Origin of the sequence: Methylotenera versatilis 301, from assembly GCF_000093025.1 — a bacterium.
GTDB classification, from domain to species: domain Bacteria; phylum Pseudomonadota; class Gammaproteobacteria; order Burkholderiales; family Methylophilaceae; genus Methylotenera; species Methylotenera versatilis.
Genome location: NC_014207.1, coordinates 1466056 through 1480752, shown reverse-complemented (window position 1 = coordinate 1480752; position 14697 = coordinate 1466056). Strand labels below are relative to the sequence as shown.

Genomic DNA, 14697 nt, shown 5'->3' with positions numbered 1-14697 from the left:
AAATCAACAACATGCTAAAACTAGGAACACTATACTTAATACCAGTCACTCTTGGAGAAGACAACATCACCAAAGTGCTGCCGCCTGATGTAGTTAGCGTTGCACAACAATTAGATACGTTTGTGGTAGAAAGTGAGAAGTCTGCACGGCACTTTTTAAGCACCATCAAAACGGCTAAACCAGTTCGCGAACTCACGTTAAACTTGCTCAATGAACATACTGAAGACAAAGCCTTACCCGATTTATTAAAACCACTCTTAGCAGGTAAAGATGTAGGTTTAATGAGCGATGCAGGCTGCCCAGGCGTGGCAGACCCAGGCGCAAAACTGGTCGAATTAGCGCATCTAAAAGGCATACGCGTTGTGCCATTTGTTGGGCCAAGTTCAATACTATTAAGTATGATGGCTTCTGGTCTTAATGGTCAGCAATTTGCGTTTCTAGGTTATTTACCCGTCGACAAAACGCAACGTAACCAAAAACTAAAAGAAATTGAAAAACGCTCGCTCTCACACAAAGAAACGCAACTATTTATAGAAACTCCCTACCGCAATCAGCATATGCTAGAAGCCATTTTAAGCGTCTGCCAGCCCAATACAAGGCTGTGTGTGGCGTGCGATATTAGTTTAGAGAATGAAATGATCGCCACTAAAACAATCACTAACTGGAAAAAATCACCGGTGCCGGATTTGCATAAACGGCCAACAGTATTTCTGTTATTGGCTTAAGCGTCTAACAGGCGCATAACTAAGTCTATGCACTGGTGTAACTCCATGTGCATCTAACATTTGCAAATGAAAAGCCGTTGGATAACCTTTATGCTTTGCAAAGCCATACTGCGGATAAATTTTATCTAGCTCATACAGCTCGGCATCTCGCGCGACTTTGGCCAATATAGACGCAGCGGAAATAGCTTGTACTTTGCTATCGCCTTTCACTATCGCTTCGCATGGCAAGCTAATTTTTGGGCATTTATTGCCATCCACTTGCACTAAGTCAGGTGTGATGCCGAACTGCACTTGCATGGCTTCAATGGCACGCTTCATGGCTAATAAGCTGGCTTGTAGGATATTAATTTCATCAATCTCTTGCGCGCTACAACTGGCGATCGCCCAAGCCAAAGCGTATTGTTTGATTTCAACACTGAGTAAATCACGTTTCTTTTCAGAGAGTTTTTTAGAGTCTGCCAAACCTATGATTGGTCGGTCTGGATTTAAAATGACTGCAGCCGCATAAACCGCACCAGCTAAAGGCCCCCGTCCCGCTTCATCTGCACCGCAAATTAACGCTACTGCTGACATTTAGGACAAGTAAGCAAGAATAGCATTTGCAGCTTTTTCTGCAGTATTCTGTTTTAAACTATGGTGAATCTTAGAAAATTCAGTTTTAATTTCCGCAATATTATCAGAATCGCTCAACAGCTTAATAGTTGCCTCTGCAAGCTTTTCAGGCGTTGACTCATCTTGCAATAACTCAGGCACTACAAACTTTTCAGCTAATACATTAGGCAAACCTACATAAGGTTGCAAGCGCATGCGCTTAAGAATTTGCCAGCTTAGCTTAGACATCCGATAAGTAATCACCATTGGTTTTTTTAACAGCGCTGCTTCTAATGTGGCTGTACCTGAGGCTACAATCACAACATCTGCAGCTTCCATTGCATCATGCGCATGACCGAATAATATTTGAATCGGTAAACTTTCATTCTCATGGAAGATAGCCAACTCAAAAATCTGCCTAGTTTCTCGTGTAATGAGTGGCACTAAAAACACTGCATTAGGAAAGTCTGCATAGATTAGTTTTGCAGTCTTAACAAATAATTCCGCATGTTGCTGCACTTCACTTTGACGGCTACCAGGCAACATAGCAATCACCAAGGCAGATGGTTTTAACTTTAAGCCCTCGCGTGCTGCAGTAGTATCAGGCTCCATCGGCAATATATCCGCTAACGGGTGGCCAACGTAAGTAACAGGTATACCTGCATGCTGATACAACGCAGGCTCGAATGGAAACAATGCCAAGATATGTGACACGGCATGTTTGATTTTCTTGATTCTATTTTTACGCCAAGCCCACACAGATGGACTGACGTAATGAATAGCGGTAATACCTTTGTTCTTTAATTTCTTTTCAAGCCAAAAATTAAAGTCTGGGGCGTCAATGCCAATGAATAAATCAATCCGATTGGCGAGTAAATGATTCAGTAATTGACGGCGTAATCTAAGAAGTCCAAATAGATGCTTAATGACTTCTACATAGCCACGCACAGATAGTCGCTCAATAGGAAAAAGCGACTGAGCGCCCTCTCCCATCATTTTTGGCCCTGCAATGCCGACAAACTCAATATCTGAACGCTTTAACTTTAACGCTTGCATAAGATGACTGCCAAGCAAATCACCTGAAGCTTCTCCAGCTACAATACCTATTCTCACCATAATGATAATTTAACGGACGATGCCGCGCATTGAGACATTCAAGAAATCAGTCAGTAAGACGATTTCGGGGGTTGTTGCCTGCATAGCTGCAAGTTCAATTTTCGCTTCTTCTAAAGTAAGACCATTTCGATATAAAGCTTTGTAAGCACGTTTAATTTGCAAGATGCTATCAGCACTAAAACCACGGCGCTTCAAGCCCTCAGCGTTAATGCCGTGCGGCTTAGCATCGTAGCCTGCAGCCGTTACATAGGGAGGAATATCTTTGAACACTACCGAACCTACAGCGGTAATCACATGCGAACCTACTTTACAAAACTGATGAATAAGCGTGAAGCCGCCTAAAATTGCATGGTCATGAATATCAACATGACCAGCCAGTGAAGAGTTATTAGCGAGAATCGTGTGATTGCCAACATCACAATCGTGCGCAATATGCACATAGGCCATAATCCAATTATCGCTACCGACTTTGGTCGTACCTTTATCTTGAATTGTGCCGCGATTAAACGTACAAAACTCGCGAATAGTATTGTTATCGCCTATCTCTAATAATGTTGGCTCATCTCTGTATTTCTTATCTTGAGGCGCTTCGCCAAGCGAAGAGTATTGAAATATATGATTATTTTTACCGATTGTTGTCGGGCCATTAATAATCACGTGACCGGCTACGCGTGTACCCGCATCGATTTTGACATTTGCGCCAATAATGGAATATGGACCAATTTCTACACTAGAATCAAGTTCTGCCTTGGCATCAATGATAGCCGTTGGATGAATTTTTGTTACTGACATCGCTTATTTTTCTTTTTTTTCTATCGTTTTTAAAATACACATCATTTCGGCTTCAGCAACTACTACACCGTCAACACGCGCCACACCAGAGTATTTCCATATACCTTTTAAAATACGATCAATCTTAACATTTAGAATGACTTGGTCACCTGGAGATACTGGTTTTTTAAAGCGCGCACTATCTATACCCGCAAAATAATAAACAGAGTCGTCACTTGGTTTTGCACCCATCGTTTTAAAAGATAGTACTGCAGCAGCTTGCGCCATAGCCTCCACAATTAACACTCCTGGCATGACAGGGTGATGAGGAAAATGACCTGGGAAGAAAGGTTCGTTAATAGTCACGTTCTTTAATGCAGTGATTTCTTTACCTAACTCCAATGAAACAATACGATCTATCAGTACAAAAGGATAACGATGAGGTAGATGTTCAAGGATTTCATGGATGTCCATGCTGGTAGATTCGATATTAGTGGTCATTATTGCCTCAACTTACTTCTGATAGATTATGCTTCTTATAGATGATGACTATATTTTCTATAGTACTTAATTGTTAGATTTTAACAGAGCTAGCGCTTTTTCAAGCTGTTTAATTTTATCTGATAGATCATCTAAATGACGAATTTTTGCTGCTGTATTCAGCCATGCTTTATGTGTTTGAAATGGCATAAGTGCTGTATAGGTGTCTGCAGTAGGTAATGAACGCGTAATCATACTACCAGGCGAGATAGTGACGTGATCAGCAATTTCTAAATGTCCTAATATCATGGCGGCGCCACCAATCTTACAATGCTTACCAATTTTTGCACTACCCGCAATCCCGGTACATCCTGCAATTACTGTATGCGCACCAATCACACAATTGTGTCCAATTTGAATGAGGTTATCCAACTTAGCACCCTCTTCAATAATCGTGTCATCTAATGCGCCACGGTCTACCGTAGTATTGGCACCTATATCAACATCATCATGAATGACGACCCGTCCAACCTGCGGAATCTTTAGCCATTTACCAGCCTCTTCTGCATAACCAAACCCATCTGAGCCGATAACAGCGCCAGAAAAAATATGACAATTCCTCCCGATAACACAATGGTGCTTAATCGTGACGTGCGCCTCTAAACGGGTATTGTCGGCAATGATTACGTCATTTTCAATGATGCAGCCACTACCAATAACAACATTTTCACCTAAAACTACATTTGCACCTACAAAGGTTAATGGAGAAATACTGCATGACCTAGGAATTTTAGCACTGGGATCAACTACTGCACTTGCAGCGATTCCTAAAGTAGTTGCCACAGGAGGGTTTAAATATGCTGATAACTTAGCGAAATAAGCATAAGGATTATCTACAATAATTCTTGAAAGTGATGTTAACTCTGCATCTTTCTCTCTTAATACTACAGCGCTACACAGAGAGTCAGACAGAGATTTTTGATACTTAGCATCATTGATGAAGCATATATCACCAGAACTGGCATTTTGTAGAGAAGAAACACGTGAAATAATGGTCGTATCATCACCAACAACACGACCACCTAATGCATCTACGATATCACTAAGCGTGTAATTTTTACCCATAACTATTACCTTAAAAATTACTTATAGTGATTAAAGACTGACTTTAAGCTATTTTTTACCTAATAGTTTCAAAACTTTATCAGTAATATCGATTTTATCTGCAGCATAAGCAACACCGCTGTACATCACTAAGTCATAGTTCTCAGCTTTAGCTACGGATTGCACTGCTTTGTTGATGCGGTCTTGTAAGCTGCCTAACTCTTCGTTCTTACGTAGATTAATGTCTTCACGTAACTCACGCTGTTTGCGTTGAAACTCTGTTTTGATATTTTGCACATCGCGCTCTTTACTGCGACGATCAGCCTCTGTAATGGTTAAACCATCTTTATCAAGCGCAGCTTCTAAGTCTTTGATTTGCTTAGCCATGCGATCTAACTCTTGAGAACGCGGACTAAACTCCTTCTCCAGCTTTTTACCACTTTCAGCAGTTTGAGGCGCTTCTTGTAGAATCTTGTCCACTTGCACATAACCAACTTTCAATTCAGCAGCATGCACAGTCATGGCAAAGGTCATCAAACTTGCTAACACTAATTTTTTCAAGATACTGCTCACTTAAAATCTCCTAAATCGACTACTTTTATTTATATACAATATTATGCCACAAGGCACTGCAATACAGCATCACGATTCCTCAATAATCCGGGAACTAAAATTGAGAGCCCAATTGGAATTGTATGCTCTGGGTATTATCAGTAGACTTGCTGTTCAATGGTTTAGCATAAACTAGCTTTAATGGTCCAAACGGTGAAAGCCAACTAATACCAAGTCCTGTTGAATAACGAAGATCACTTAAACTGTATGATGAATCTGAACCCCAGACATTACCGCCATCTAGAAATGCACTTAGTCTAAATTGTTTTGAATCTTTTAAGCCAGGAACTGGAAAAAATAACTCGGCATTGCCTAATAACCGTTTAGTTCCGCCTACAGCAAAATCTAAACCTGTTATAGGGTCGATATCTCTAGGACCTAAGGAGCCGTTATCGTAGCCTCGCACCGAGTTGACGCCACCCATAAAGTAGTTTTTGAAGAATGGGAAATTTTTATTACCGTATGAATCTGCATATCCTATTTCACCATTCAACATAAACGTAAAGTCTTTATAAACATTCTTAAACCATGCTTGTTTATAGTCAATCTTATAATAGTTTAGATCTAGTACTGGTAAGGATACTTCAGCGCTGAGCTTCTGCAATACGCCATTATTAGTAAACATAATGCTGTCACGTGTGTCGTGAGACCAACCACCCGAAACAACAATGGAGTTACTGCTACAACCAGTAGCATTCCCACAGTACTTTTGATACTGAATTGGGCTATTTGTATTCAAATCGACTGTTGTAAAATCTGCAGCAAGACCAAAATTAATACCATCACGCTCGTTTAAAGGTACACCAAACCTTACACCTCCACCATAAGATGAAGTGTTATACGAGGCAACATTCAGTGAGCTTGTATCAACATCACGGCGGTATATATCAAATCCACGACTGATGCCATCTGGCGTGAAATAAGGGTCAGTATAAGAAAGCGAATAGGTAGTATTGACCTTACCCGTATTAATTTGAGCGCTTACTCGGTTACCAGTACCAAGAAAGTTATTTTGGTTCACAGTAATACCTAGTACAACGCCTTCACTACTAGATAAGCCTGCACCAAACTGGATACTGCCCGTAGATTTCTCAGTAACGCTAATATTTAAATCCACCTGATCCGTGGTGCCCGGAACAGCAGGTGTTTCAATGTTCACGTCAGAAAAGAAATCTGTGCGGATTAAACGTTCTTTTGAACGATTAATCTTATCTGAAGCATACCAAGCAGACTCTAGCTGACGTACTTCTCGACGAAGCACTTCATCACGTGTTCTGGTGTTACCTGCGATATTAATACGTCTGACATACACTCGCTTTCCTGGATCTACAAAGAAAGTAAATGCAGCAGTATGTTGCTCTTTATTCACTTCAGGCACAGGGTTGACATTTGAAAATGCATAGCCGTCATTGCTTAGTCTGTCACTAATAGCCTTACTAGACTCAGTAATTTTTTCACGGCTAAATGTATCACCCTTTTTAACTGTAATCAGTTGCTGTATTTCTGAATCAGGCACAATCGTATCACCAGCCAATTTCACTTCTGAAATCGTATATTTTTCACCTTCAGTCACGTTTACAGTGATGTAAATATCTTTTTTATCCGGTGTAATTGAAACTTGTGTTGAATCGATATTAAATTCAAGATAACCACGATTCAAGTAAAAAGAACGTAATGCTTCAAGGTCTGCGTTAAGTTTTTGTTTGGAATACTGATCATCTTTATTCCACCAACTCATCCAGTTGGGCGTCGTGAGTAAAAATTCAGCACGTAAATCATCCATGCTAAAAGCTTGATTACCCACAATATTGATGCTTCGAATCTTTGAAACTGCACCTTCTTCAATATCAAAACGCACCGCCACGCGATTACGCTCTAATGGCGAAACGACAGCTTTAACCGTTGCACCATATTTACCTTGAGATAAATATTGGCGCTTCACTTCTTGCTCAGCTCTGTCTAATTGGGATTTATCAAAAATCTGTCCTTCAGCAATACCAATCTGCTTCAGACCTTCTTTCATTTTGTCTGTTGGGAATGATTTGTTACCGCTAAAATCGATTTGTGCGATTGATGAACGTTCTTGCACTGTCACTACTAAAACATCACCTTCAGCTTCTATACGCACATCTTTAAAAAAACCAGTATTGTAAAGAGATTTGATAGCCTGCGAAGCAAGGTCATCATTCATGGTTTCGCCTACTTTAACTGGCAGATAAGTAAATACGGTACCAGCCTCAGTACGCTGTAAACCTTCTACGCGGATGTCTTTTACAACAAAGGGCTCAAGCGCCAATGCTGAATTTGCAAACAATCCTGAAACTAGAATCAGAACAGACTTAAGCTTAAGATTCTTGAAAATATGGTCTGTATTTTTTGAGTGTTTTAATTTTTTTAATGCCATGCAATCAGCCTGTTATTAATCTGTTTATGTCGTTATAAAACGCTAAGATCATCATACAACCCAGCAGAAAAAAACCAATTCTTTGCCCAATATTCAAAGCAAAATCAGAAGTTGGTTTTCCAGTAAAAATTTCAACTATATAATACATCAAATGCCCGCCATCTAATACTGGTATAGGCAATAGATTCAGAACTCCTATACTGATACTAATCAGCGCTAAAAAACCTATAAATACATTTAATCCCATTTGAGAACTCTGCCCTGCATAACTTGCTATGGTCAATGGCCCGCTTACGCCTTTTAGGGAGGTTTGTCCGGTAAGCATTTTCCCCAACATTTTTAGTGTAAATACTGAGATATCCCAAGTTTTCTCAGTGGCTTTAATGAATGCCTCTGGCATGCTGTAATGAGTAGTCACGAAAAGTTTATCTTGTTCAGCCTCATCCATTTTAAATGCAACGCCAATACGACCAAAAGTTTTACCGTTTTCAGTAAATTGCTCAGGCTTAACAGTCATGTTTAACACATTAGAATTTCTTAGAACTTCAATTGCTAATGTTTTGTTAGGGTTACGTCTAACCTCTTGTACAAAATCTCCCCAAACACTGACTTTGGTTTTATTGACACTAAGCACCAAGTCATTCGCCCTTAAGCCAGCCAAGTCTGCGATACCGTTTTTAGTGACCTCCCCTATTTTTGCGGGAACATCTGGCTGATTAATCGTTAAGCCTGATGCGGTCAGAATATCCTTAGCCGCGGCTTCTGGATCAACATGTGATAAATCAAGTTGATGAATATGAGTCTCGTTACTGCTGCTTGCTTCAATCTCTACACTATTATTTTTTAGTGACTCATTTAAGAGTATCCAACTGACTTCTTGCCAAGATGCTACGTCTTTACCATTTATTTTTTGTATGGTTTCACCATAGGTAAAATTTGCGATGGCTGCGGGACTTTGTGCTATCACTTTGCCCAGAATAGGCTTCATGCCAACGATACCCATCGTAAATAATATCCAATACAAACCAATGGCGAGCAATAAATTGGCCATGGGACCTGCCATCACAATAGCAATACGTTTAGCGACTGACTGCCGGTTGAATGCGCGTGTTAACTCTTCTGCAGAATAAGTCGCTGGTGGTGACTCTAGTGTTGACTCTGCGCCGACCTCTCGCTCATCAAGCATTTTTACATAACCGCCCAATGGAATTGCTGCAATCACAAACTCGGTTTTATCTTTTCCAAATCGCTTAACCCATAGAGGTTTACCAAAACCAATGGAAAATTTTAATATTCTCACACCACACCATTTAGCCACTTGATAATGCCCGTATTCATGCACGGTCACCAATATGCTCATGGTTAACAAAAAGGTGAGCGCCATTATCATAATGCAGAGATTTGCTTTCTAGCCATCAATCTCGCATGCGCATCTATGGCCACCAACTGCTCTATAGATTCTACTTGCTCAATGTTAGCGGTCGCTAAAACAGCTTCAATGGTATTTGGAATATCCATAAAGCCAATTTTTTCAGCTAAAAATGCCTCTACAGCAATTTCATTGGCAGCATTCAAAATAGCAGGTGCTGTGCCTCCCATATTCAAAGCCTCATAGGCGATACGTAGACATGGAAATCGTATCAAATCTGGGGCACAAAAGTCTAACCTAGCGGTTGTTAGCAAATCTAAACTGCTCACACCGCTAGCGAGCCTGTCTGGATAACCCAAACCATAAGCAATAGGTGTGCGCATATCAGGATTACCAAGCTGTGCCAAAACACTACCATCAATGTACTCTACCATAGAGTGGATAACGCTTTGTGGGTGCACCACTACATCGATTTGATTTGGTGACGCATTGAATAACCAATGTGCTTCAATCACCTCTAAACCCTTGTTCATCATGGTGGCTGAATCTACAGTGATTTTAGGTCCCATCACCCAGTTTGGGTGATTTAAAGCTTGCGCACGTGTAACGATTTTAAGTTCTTGCAAGCTGGCATTGCGGAAAGGTCCGCCTGACGCGGTTAGCAGCACACGCTTTACGCCTAAGCTGCTTAATGTTGCGTTTGACAGATTTTTTGTACGCTGTTGTGGCATCACCTGAAATATAGCGTTATGTTCGCTATCAATAGGTAGCAAACTAGCACCACCATCTATCACTGCCTGCATAAACAGATTACCAGCCATGACTAAGGTTTCTTTATTGGCAAGTAAAATACGCTTACCGGCTTTTGCAGCTGCCATAGCCGGATGTAAGCCTGCAGCACCAACAATCGCTGCCATGACAATATCAACTTGATCATGCGCAGAGATGTCATTCAGTGCGACTTCACCATGCTTAACGATAGTTTTTGAGCCTATGCTCTTTAGTTCAGCAGTTAACTCTATTGCAGCAGTTTCTTGAAGCATCACAGCATATTCTGGTGCATAGGTGCTACAAAGATCTAACATGGATTTGACGTTGCTATTAGCAGCTAAAGCGAATACGTTAAAGCGATCCGGATGTTGGGATATAACATCTAAGGTTTGCAGACCAATGGTGCCAGTCGCGCCAAGTATCGTTACATTCTGCATTTGGTGACTTACAGACTTAGCGCACATGTAGTTGCAGACTTGAAAGTAATGGATAGTAAATATAAAACAGCACCAATGGTAAGGTTGGTATTAAGCCGTCAATTCTATCTAAAACTCCGCCATGCCCTGGCAGCAAATGGCTGCTATCTTTCACACCAGCTTGGCGTTTCAATAGCGACTCAAACAAATCGCCCATGACACTCAGCACTACAATTAGCCATAAACCTACAATAAGCCAGCGACTATAATGCATGTGATAACAGAGCGCTAAGCCGTAAATAGTTGCTGCTAACATTGCACCTGCAACTCCTTCCCAAGTCTTCCCCGGGCTAATTTCAGGTGCTAGTTTATGACGTCCGAATCGTTTCCCTGCAAAATAGGCCGCGATGTCTGCCAACCAAACGATTGCCAACACCCCTAGCAACAGCCAAGGGCTGATGCTATGTAATCCGTTTAATGCTTGCCAAGTCGCCAACAAAAGCACTAAACCTAAAAAAGCCATCGGCAACTTTTGGTTAACTCTTTTTCGAGTAATCAGCCAAACGGGGGAAAATACAATCCAAAATAAGGCAGACAAACTCAATAAGCTAAATATAATCACGTCATGATATAAAGCAAATGGTGTATTGATAGTGAAAATCCACAACAAGCCCATTACAAGGGCTGAAGCCACATAAAAATATACTTGATGCTTATTGAGCTTAATGAGTTTGGCCCACTCCCAAACGCCAACCAGTGTCGCCGCTAGCGTAAAAAAAGTCCAAACCATTTTAGAGGCTAAAAACAATACCATTAGGAAACCAATGGTTAAAATGACAGCTGTAATAACTCTAGTTTTTAGCATAAGGGTAAGTTGTGATTGTTGAAATTAGCGCTTTATGAATTCTTTTGAAATAAGGTTAGCGCGATTAAGCTTTAGGTTCAACCAACTGCTCGCTAGTACGGCCAAATCGGCGTTCACGATTTTGGTAAGATTGAATAGCCAAATTAAAGGCCGCCTCATTGAAGTCTGGCCACAGCGTATCTGTGAAATATAACTCGGTATAAGCCAGTTGCCATAAAAGAAAATTACTAATGCGTGTTTCCCCGCCAGTACGTATAAACAAATCTGGCTCTGGCGCGTAACTCATGGAAAGATGAGGAGTAAGGTGATCTTCTCTGTAAAAGCCTGTGAGCTGCGGTGCCGCCAACTGCATTTTGTTAACTGCCTGCAAAACATCCCAACGACCGCCATAATTAGCAGCAATAGTTAAGACTAGCCCTGTGTTACTTGCAGTTAACTGTTCAGACGCCTCGATTTGAGCAACCAACTCAGCATCAAAGCGACTGCGATCACCAATCATAATGAGTTTGATATTGTTTTGATGTAGTTTTGCAACCTCACGCTTAAGTGCATGCATGAATAATCCCATTAAATATGAGACTTCTTCTGTTGGTCTACGCCAATTCTCACTACTAAAAGCAAAGAGTGTTAAATATTCAACTTTTAACGTTACGCAATACTTAACCAGATCACGTACCGTTTCCACGCCGCGTTTATGACCTGCTACTCTAGGTAAAAAACGCTTACGAGCCCATCGACCATTACCGTCCATAATAACGGCGATATGCTTAGGAGTTTCAGCCGCAGTCGGAATTGTTTGTGTCGCGCTAGTAAAAAAACCCACGTAGGCTCCCGTCGATTTGAGCTAATTTATTAAATTGATGAATAGTTTGCAAGAGTATATTCGCTATTTTTCTTACACAGCCATCAATTCAACTTCTTTTACTTGCAGCATTTTATCAATTTCTGCCACGGCTTTGTCTGTCGCTTTTTGAACATCATCTTGCGCGCGACGCTCTTCATCTTCAGAAATTTCTTTGTCTTTTAGTAATTTTTTCAAAGTATCATTGGCATCACGACGAGCATTACGCACAGAAACTTTAGCACCTTCAGCTTCAGAGCGAACGATTTTGGTCATATCTCGACGGCGCTCTTCGGTGAGCATAGGCATAGGTACGCGAATTAAGTCGCCGTTAGTAGCAGGATTTAAACCTAAGTCACAGTCACGAATAGCCTTTTCAACTTTACCTATCATGCTTTTTTCAAAAGGCTGCACGTGAATTGTGCGTGAATCACCTAAATTAACGTTGGCGACTTGATTGACCGCAACCATAGAGCCGTAATATTCAACCATCACATGATCTAATAAGCCTGTATGAGCTCGCCCCGTACGCACCTTGGCTAAATCAGTTTTCAATGCCTCTAGAGCCCTTTGCATTTTCTGATCTACCACTTTTTTAATATCGTCTAACATTTCTTTCTCCAACTTAATACTTATAATTTTTATACATTCACCACTGTGCCGCAGCCTCAATCTTTAAAGCGAAACATTTATGCTGTAACGCTTATGGAGTTACATCTAGGGAGTAACCATCGTACCTTCATCTTCGCCCATCACCACTTTTTTAAGCGCACCTTGTTTAAAAATGCTAAATACTGAAATCGGTAACTTTTGATCTCGACATAACGTGAGTGCTGTTGCATCCATCACTTTAAGGTTTTTATTGATAGCCTCGTCAAAAGTAATGGTTTTATAGCGCATCGCTTCCGGATTGGTTTTTGGGTCGTCGGTATAAATACCATCAACCTTCGTTGCTTTAATGACGATTTCTGCATTCATTTCCATTCCACGTAAAGCAGCTGCTGTATCTGTAGTGAAGAATGGATTACCCGTACCCGCACCAAATATCACTACACGACCTTCTTCCAAGTAGCGGATGGCTTTACCACGAATGTAAGGCTCGGCTACTTGGGCGATGTTTAGTGCGCTTTGTACACGAGCGTTCAAACCAATATTTTTCATTGCATCTTGCAGCGCCATGGCATTCATGACCGTTGCTAGCATGCCCATGTAATCAGCTGTCGCTCTATCCATACCTTCAGCTGCTGGTGCTACGCCGCGGAATATATTCCCACCACCGATAACCACTGCAACTTGAACACCTAAATCAACAACTTCTTTCACTTCGGTAACAATTCGAGTAATGGTGGCACGATTAATACCGTATGCATCATCACCCATTAAAGCCTCGCCAGATAGTTTAAGTAAGATGCGTTTGTAGGCTGGTGTGGCCATAATGTTCCTCTTTTTTAAGTTTGCTTATTTAAGCATAAAACCACTATTCATGGGCAAAAATAAGCGCAATTATTCTTAACTTTTTGCTAAAAAAAATGGACTAAGCCATTCGCTTAGTCCACTATTTTTGAATCTAGCAATCAATCAAGCAGCATTTGCAGCTTGATAATCAGGCTTAGATTTATACTTTTGCAGCAGCAGCTACTTCCGCTGCATAATCTACAACAACCTTCTCAATGCCTTCGCCTACAGTGTACATTGTGAATGAAGCTACTGAAGCGCCTTTAGATTTAAGCAATTGTTCAATCGTCATTTTGTCATCTTTAACAAAAACTTGGCTTAACAAAGTGACTTCTTTTAAGAATTTTGCAACAGTACCGTCAGCGATTTTCTCTAACATAGCTTCTGGCTTACCAGCTTCTTTTGCCTTTTCAATCGCTACACGACGTTCAGCTTCAATCAAGCTAGCATCAATCCCTGAAGCATCTAATGATTTTGGTTTAGCTGCAGCAATATGCATAGCAATATCTTTAGCTAAATTATCATCACCGCCAACCAAATCAACTAACACACCGATTTTGCTGCCATGTACATAACTAGCTAATTTACCTTGTGCAACTGGGCGTACAAAACGACGTGGTGTAATGTTTTCGCCAATTTTACCAACCAATTGAGCACGTGTTTCTTCAACAGTTGCACCACTCATAGGCAGAACTGCTACAGCTTCGATATCAGCGGCAGTGCTATTAGCAATAATGCCAGCCAATTCGTTTACAAACTTCAGGAAGTCTTCATTTTTAGCACAGAAGTCTGTTTCAGAGTTAACTTCAACCATCGCACCAGTTTTACCATCAGCACTGATTGAAATTCCTACTGTACCTTCAGCAGCTACGCGACCTGCTGCTTTACTTGCTTTATTACCAAAACGTACACGTAGAATTTCTTCACCACGTGTCATATCACCTTCTGCTTCAGATAACGCTTTTTTACAATCCATCATAGGCGCGTCAGTGCGCTCACGTAATTCTTTTACCATACTTGCGGTAATTTCAGCCATTTTAAGCTCCTAAATTTCACAAGTCACATTAGATTAATGACTTAGTTTATTGATTTTAATGTTTAATTATTATTTAGAACGTTAATTTCATCAAGTAAGTTCTAAAATTAAAAAAGGGGCTCTTAAGCCCCTTTTAAGGTG

General features: G+C 40.8%; 15 protein-coding genes. 1 reads left to right on the top strand and 14 read right to left on the bottom strand.

All coding sequences use genetic code 11. From position 1 onward, the window contains the following. Nucleotides 1-11: 11 nt before the first annotated feature. On the top strand, nt 12-725 hold the full coding sequence (locus M301_RS06760; protein ID WP_041359374.1) for an SAM-dependent methyltransferase: 714 nt from the start codon (nt 12-14) through the stop codon (nt 723-725). Here the strand turns inward: M301_RS06760 and rnhB are convergent. The 14 genes from rnhB to tsf form a co-directional block, all read right to left on the bottom strand. Further along, on the bottom strand, nt 714-1298 hold the full coding sequence (gene rnhB / locus M301_RS06755) for a ribonuclease HII (RefSeq protein WP_013148023.1): 585 nt from the start codon (nt 1296-1298) through the stop codon (nt 714-716). The two genes, M301_RS06760 and rnhB, sit on opposite strands and share 12 nt — an antisense overlap. Further along, the gene (lpxB, locus tag M301_RS06750; protein ID WP_013148022.1) at nt 1299-2432 is read right to left on the bottom strand and encodes a lipid-A-disaccharide synthase; all 1134 of its coding nucleotides are present in this window, start codon (nt 2430-2432) and stop codon (nt 1299-1301) included. A 9-nt stretch (nt 2433-2441) separates the two neighbouring features. Then, nucleotides 2442-3224: an acyl-ACP--UDP-N-acetylglucosamine O-acyltransferase gene (gene lpxA, locus M301_RS06745; protein ID WP_013148021.1), complete on the bottom strand. Its 783-nt coding sequence runs from the start codon at nt 3222-3224 to the stop codon at nt 2442-2444. 3 nt (nt 3225-3227) lie between these two features. Continuing rightward, nucleotides 3228-3704, bottom strand: coding sequence for a 3-hydroxyacyl-ACP dehydratase FabZ (gene fabZ / locus M301_RS06740; RefSeq protein WP_013148020.1), 477 nt, complete (start codon nt 3702-3704; stop codon nt 3228-3230). Nucleotides 3705-3770: 66 nt separating this feature from the next. After that, nucleotides 3771-4808, bottom strand: coding sequence for a UDP-3-O-(3-hydroxymyristoyl)glucosamine N-acyltransferase (gene lpxD / locus M301_RS06735; RefSeq protein WP_013148019.1), 1038 nt, complete (start codon nt 4806-4808; stop codon nt 3771-3773). 48 nt (nt 4809-4856) lie between these two features. Further along, nucleotides 4857-5321: an OmpH/Skp family outer membrane protein gene (locus M301_RS06730; RefSeq protein ID WP_081439434.1), complete on the bottom strand. Its 465-nt coding sequence runs from the start codon at nt 5319-5321 to the stop codon at nt 4857-4859. A gap of 133 nt (nt 5322-5454) precedes the next feature. Next, entirely contained in the window at nt 5455-7803 is a 2349-nt protein-coding gene (gene bamA, locus M301_RS06725; protein ID WP_013148017.1) for an outer membrane protein assembly factor BamA, read from the bottom strand. A 4-nt stretch (nt 7804-7807) separates the two neighbouring features. Continuing rightward, nucleotides 7808-9193, bottom strand: a complete 1386-nt coding sequence (rseP, locus tag M301_RS06720; RefSeq protein ID WP_013148016.1) for an RIP metalloprotease RseP — start codon at nt 9191-9193, stop codon at nt 7808-7810. Beyond that, nucleotides 9190-10380, bottom strand: a complete 1191-nt coding sequence (gene ispC, locus M301_RS06715) for a 1-deoxy-D-xylulose-5-phosphate reductoisomerase (RefSeq protein WP_148218584.1) — start codon at nt 10378-10380, stop codon at nt 9190-9192. Before ispC ends, rseP begins: the two co-directional genes overlap by 4 nt. Nucleotides 10381-10396: 16 nt before the next feature. Continuing rightward, nucleotides 10397-11224 (bottom strand): phosphatidate cytidylyltransferase, encoded by an 828-nt coding sequence (locus M301_RS06710; protein ID WP_013148014.1) that lies wholly within the window; start codon nt 11222-11224, stop codon nt 10397-10399. Between the two features lie 64 nt (nt 11225-11288). Next, nucleotides 11289-12047 carry a polyprenyl diphosphate synthase gene (gene uppS, locus M301_RS06705; RefSeq protein ID WP_013148013.1) on the bottom strand — a complete coding sequence of 253 codons (759 nt, stop codon included), beginning with the start codon at nt 12045-12047 and terminating at the stop codon, nt 11289-11291. Nucleotides 12048-12119: 72 nt separating this feature from the next. Next, nucleotides 12120-12677, bottom strand: a complete 558-nt coding sequence (frr, locus tag M301_RS06700) for a ribosome recycling factor (protein ID WP_013148012.1) — start codon at nt 12675-12677, stop codon at nt 12120-12122. 105 nt (nt 12678-12782) lie between these two features. After that, on the bottom strand, nt 12783-13499 hold the full coding sequence (pyrH, locus tag M301_RS06695) for a UMP kinase (protein WP_013148011.1): 717 nt from the start codon (nt 13497-13499) through the stop codon (nt 12783-12785). A 181-nt stretch (nt 13500-13680) separates the two neighbouring features. Continuing rightward, nucleotides 13681-14556: a translation elongation factor Ts gene (tsf, locus tag M301_RS06690; RefSeq protein WP_013148010.1), complete on the bottom strand. Its 876-nt coding sequence runs from the start codon at nt 14554-14556 to the stop codon at nt 13681-13683. Nucleotides 14557-14697 lie beyond the last annotated feature (141 nt).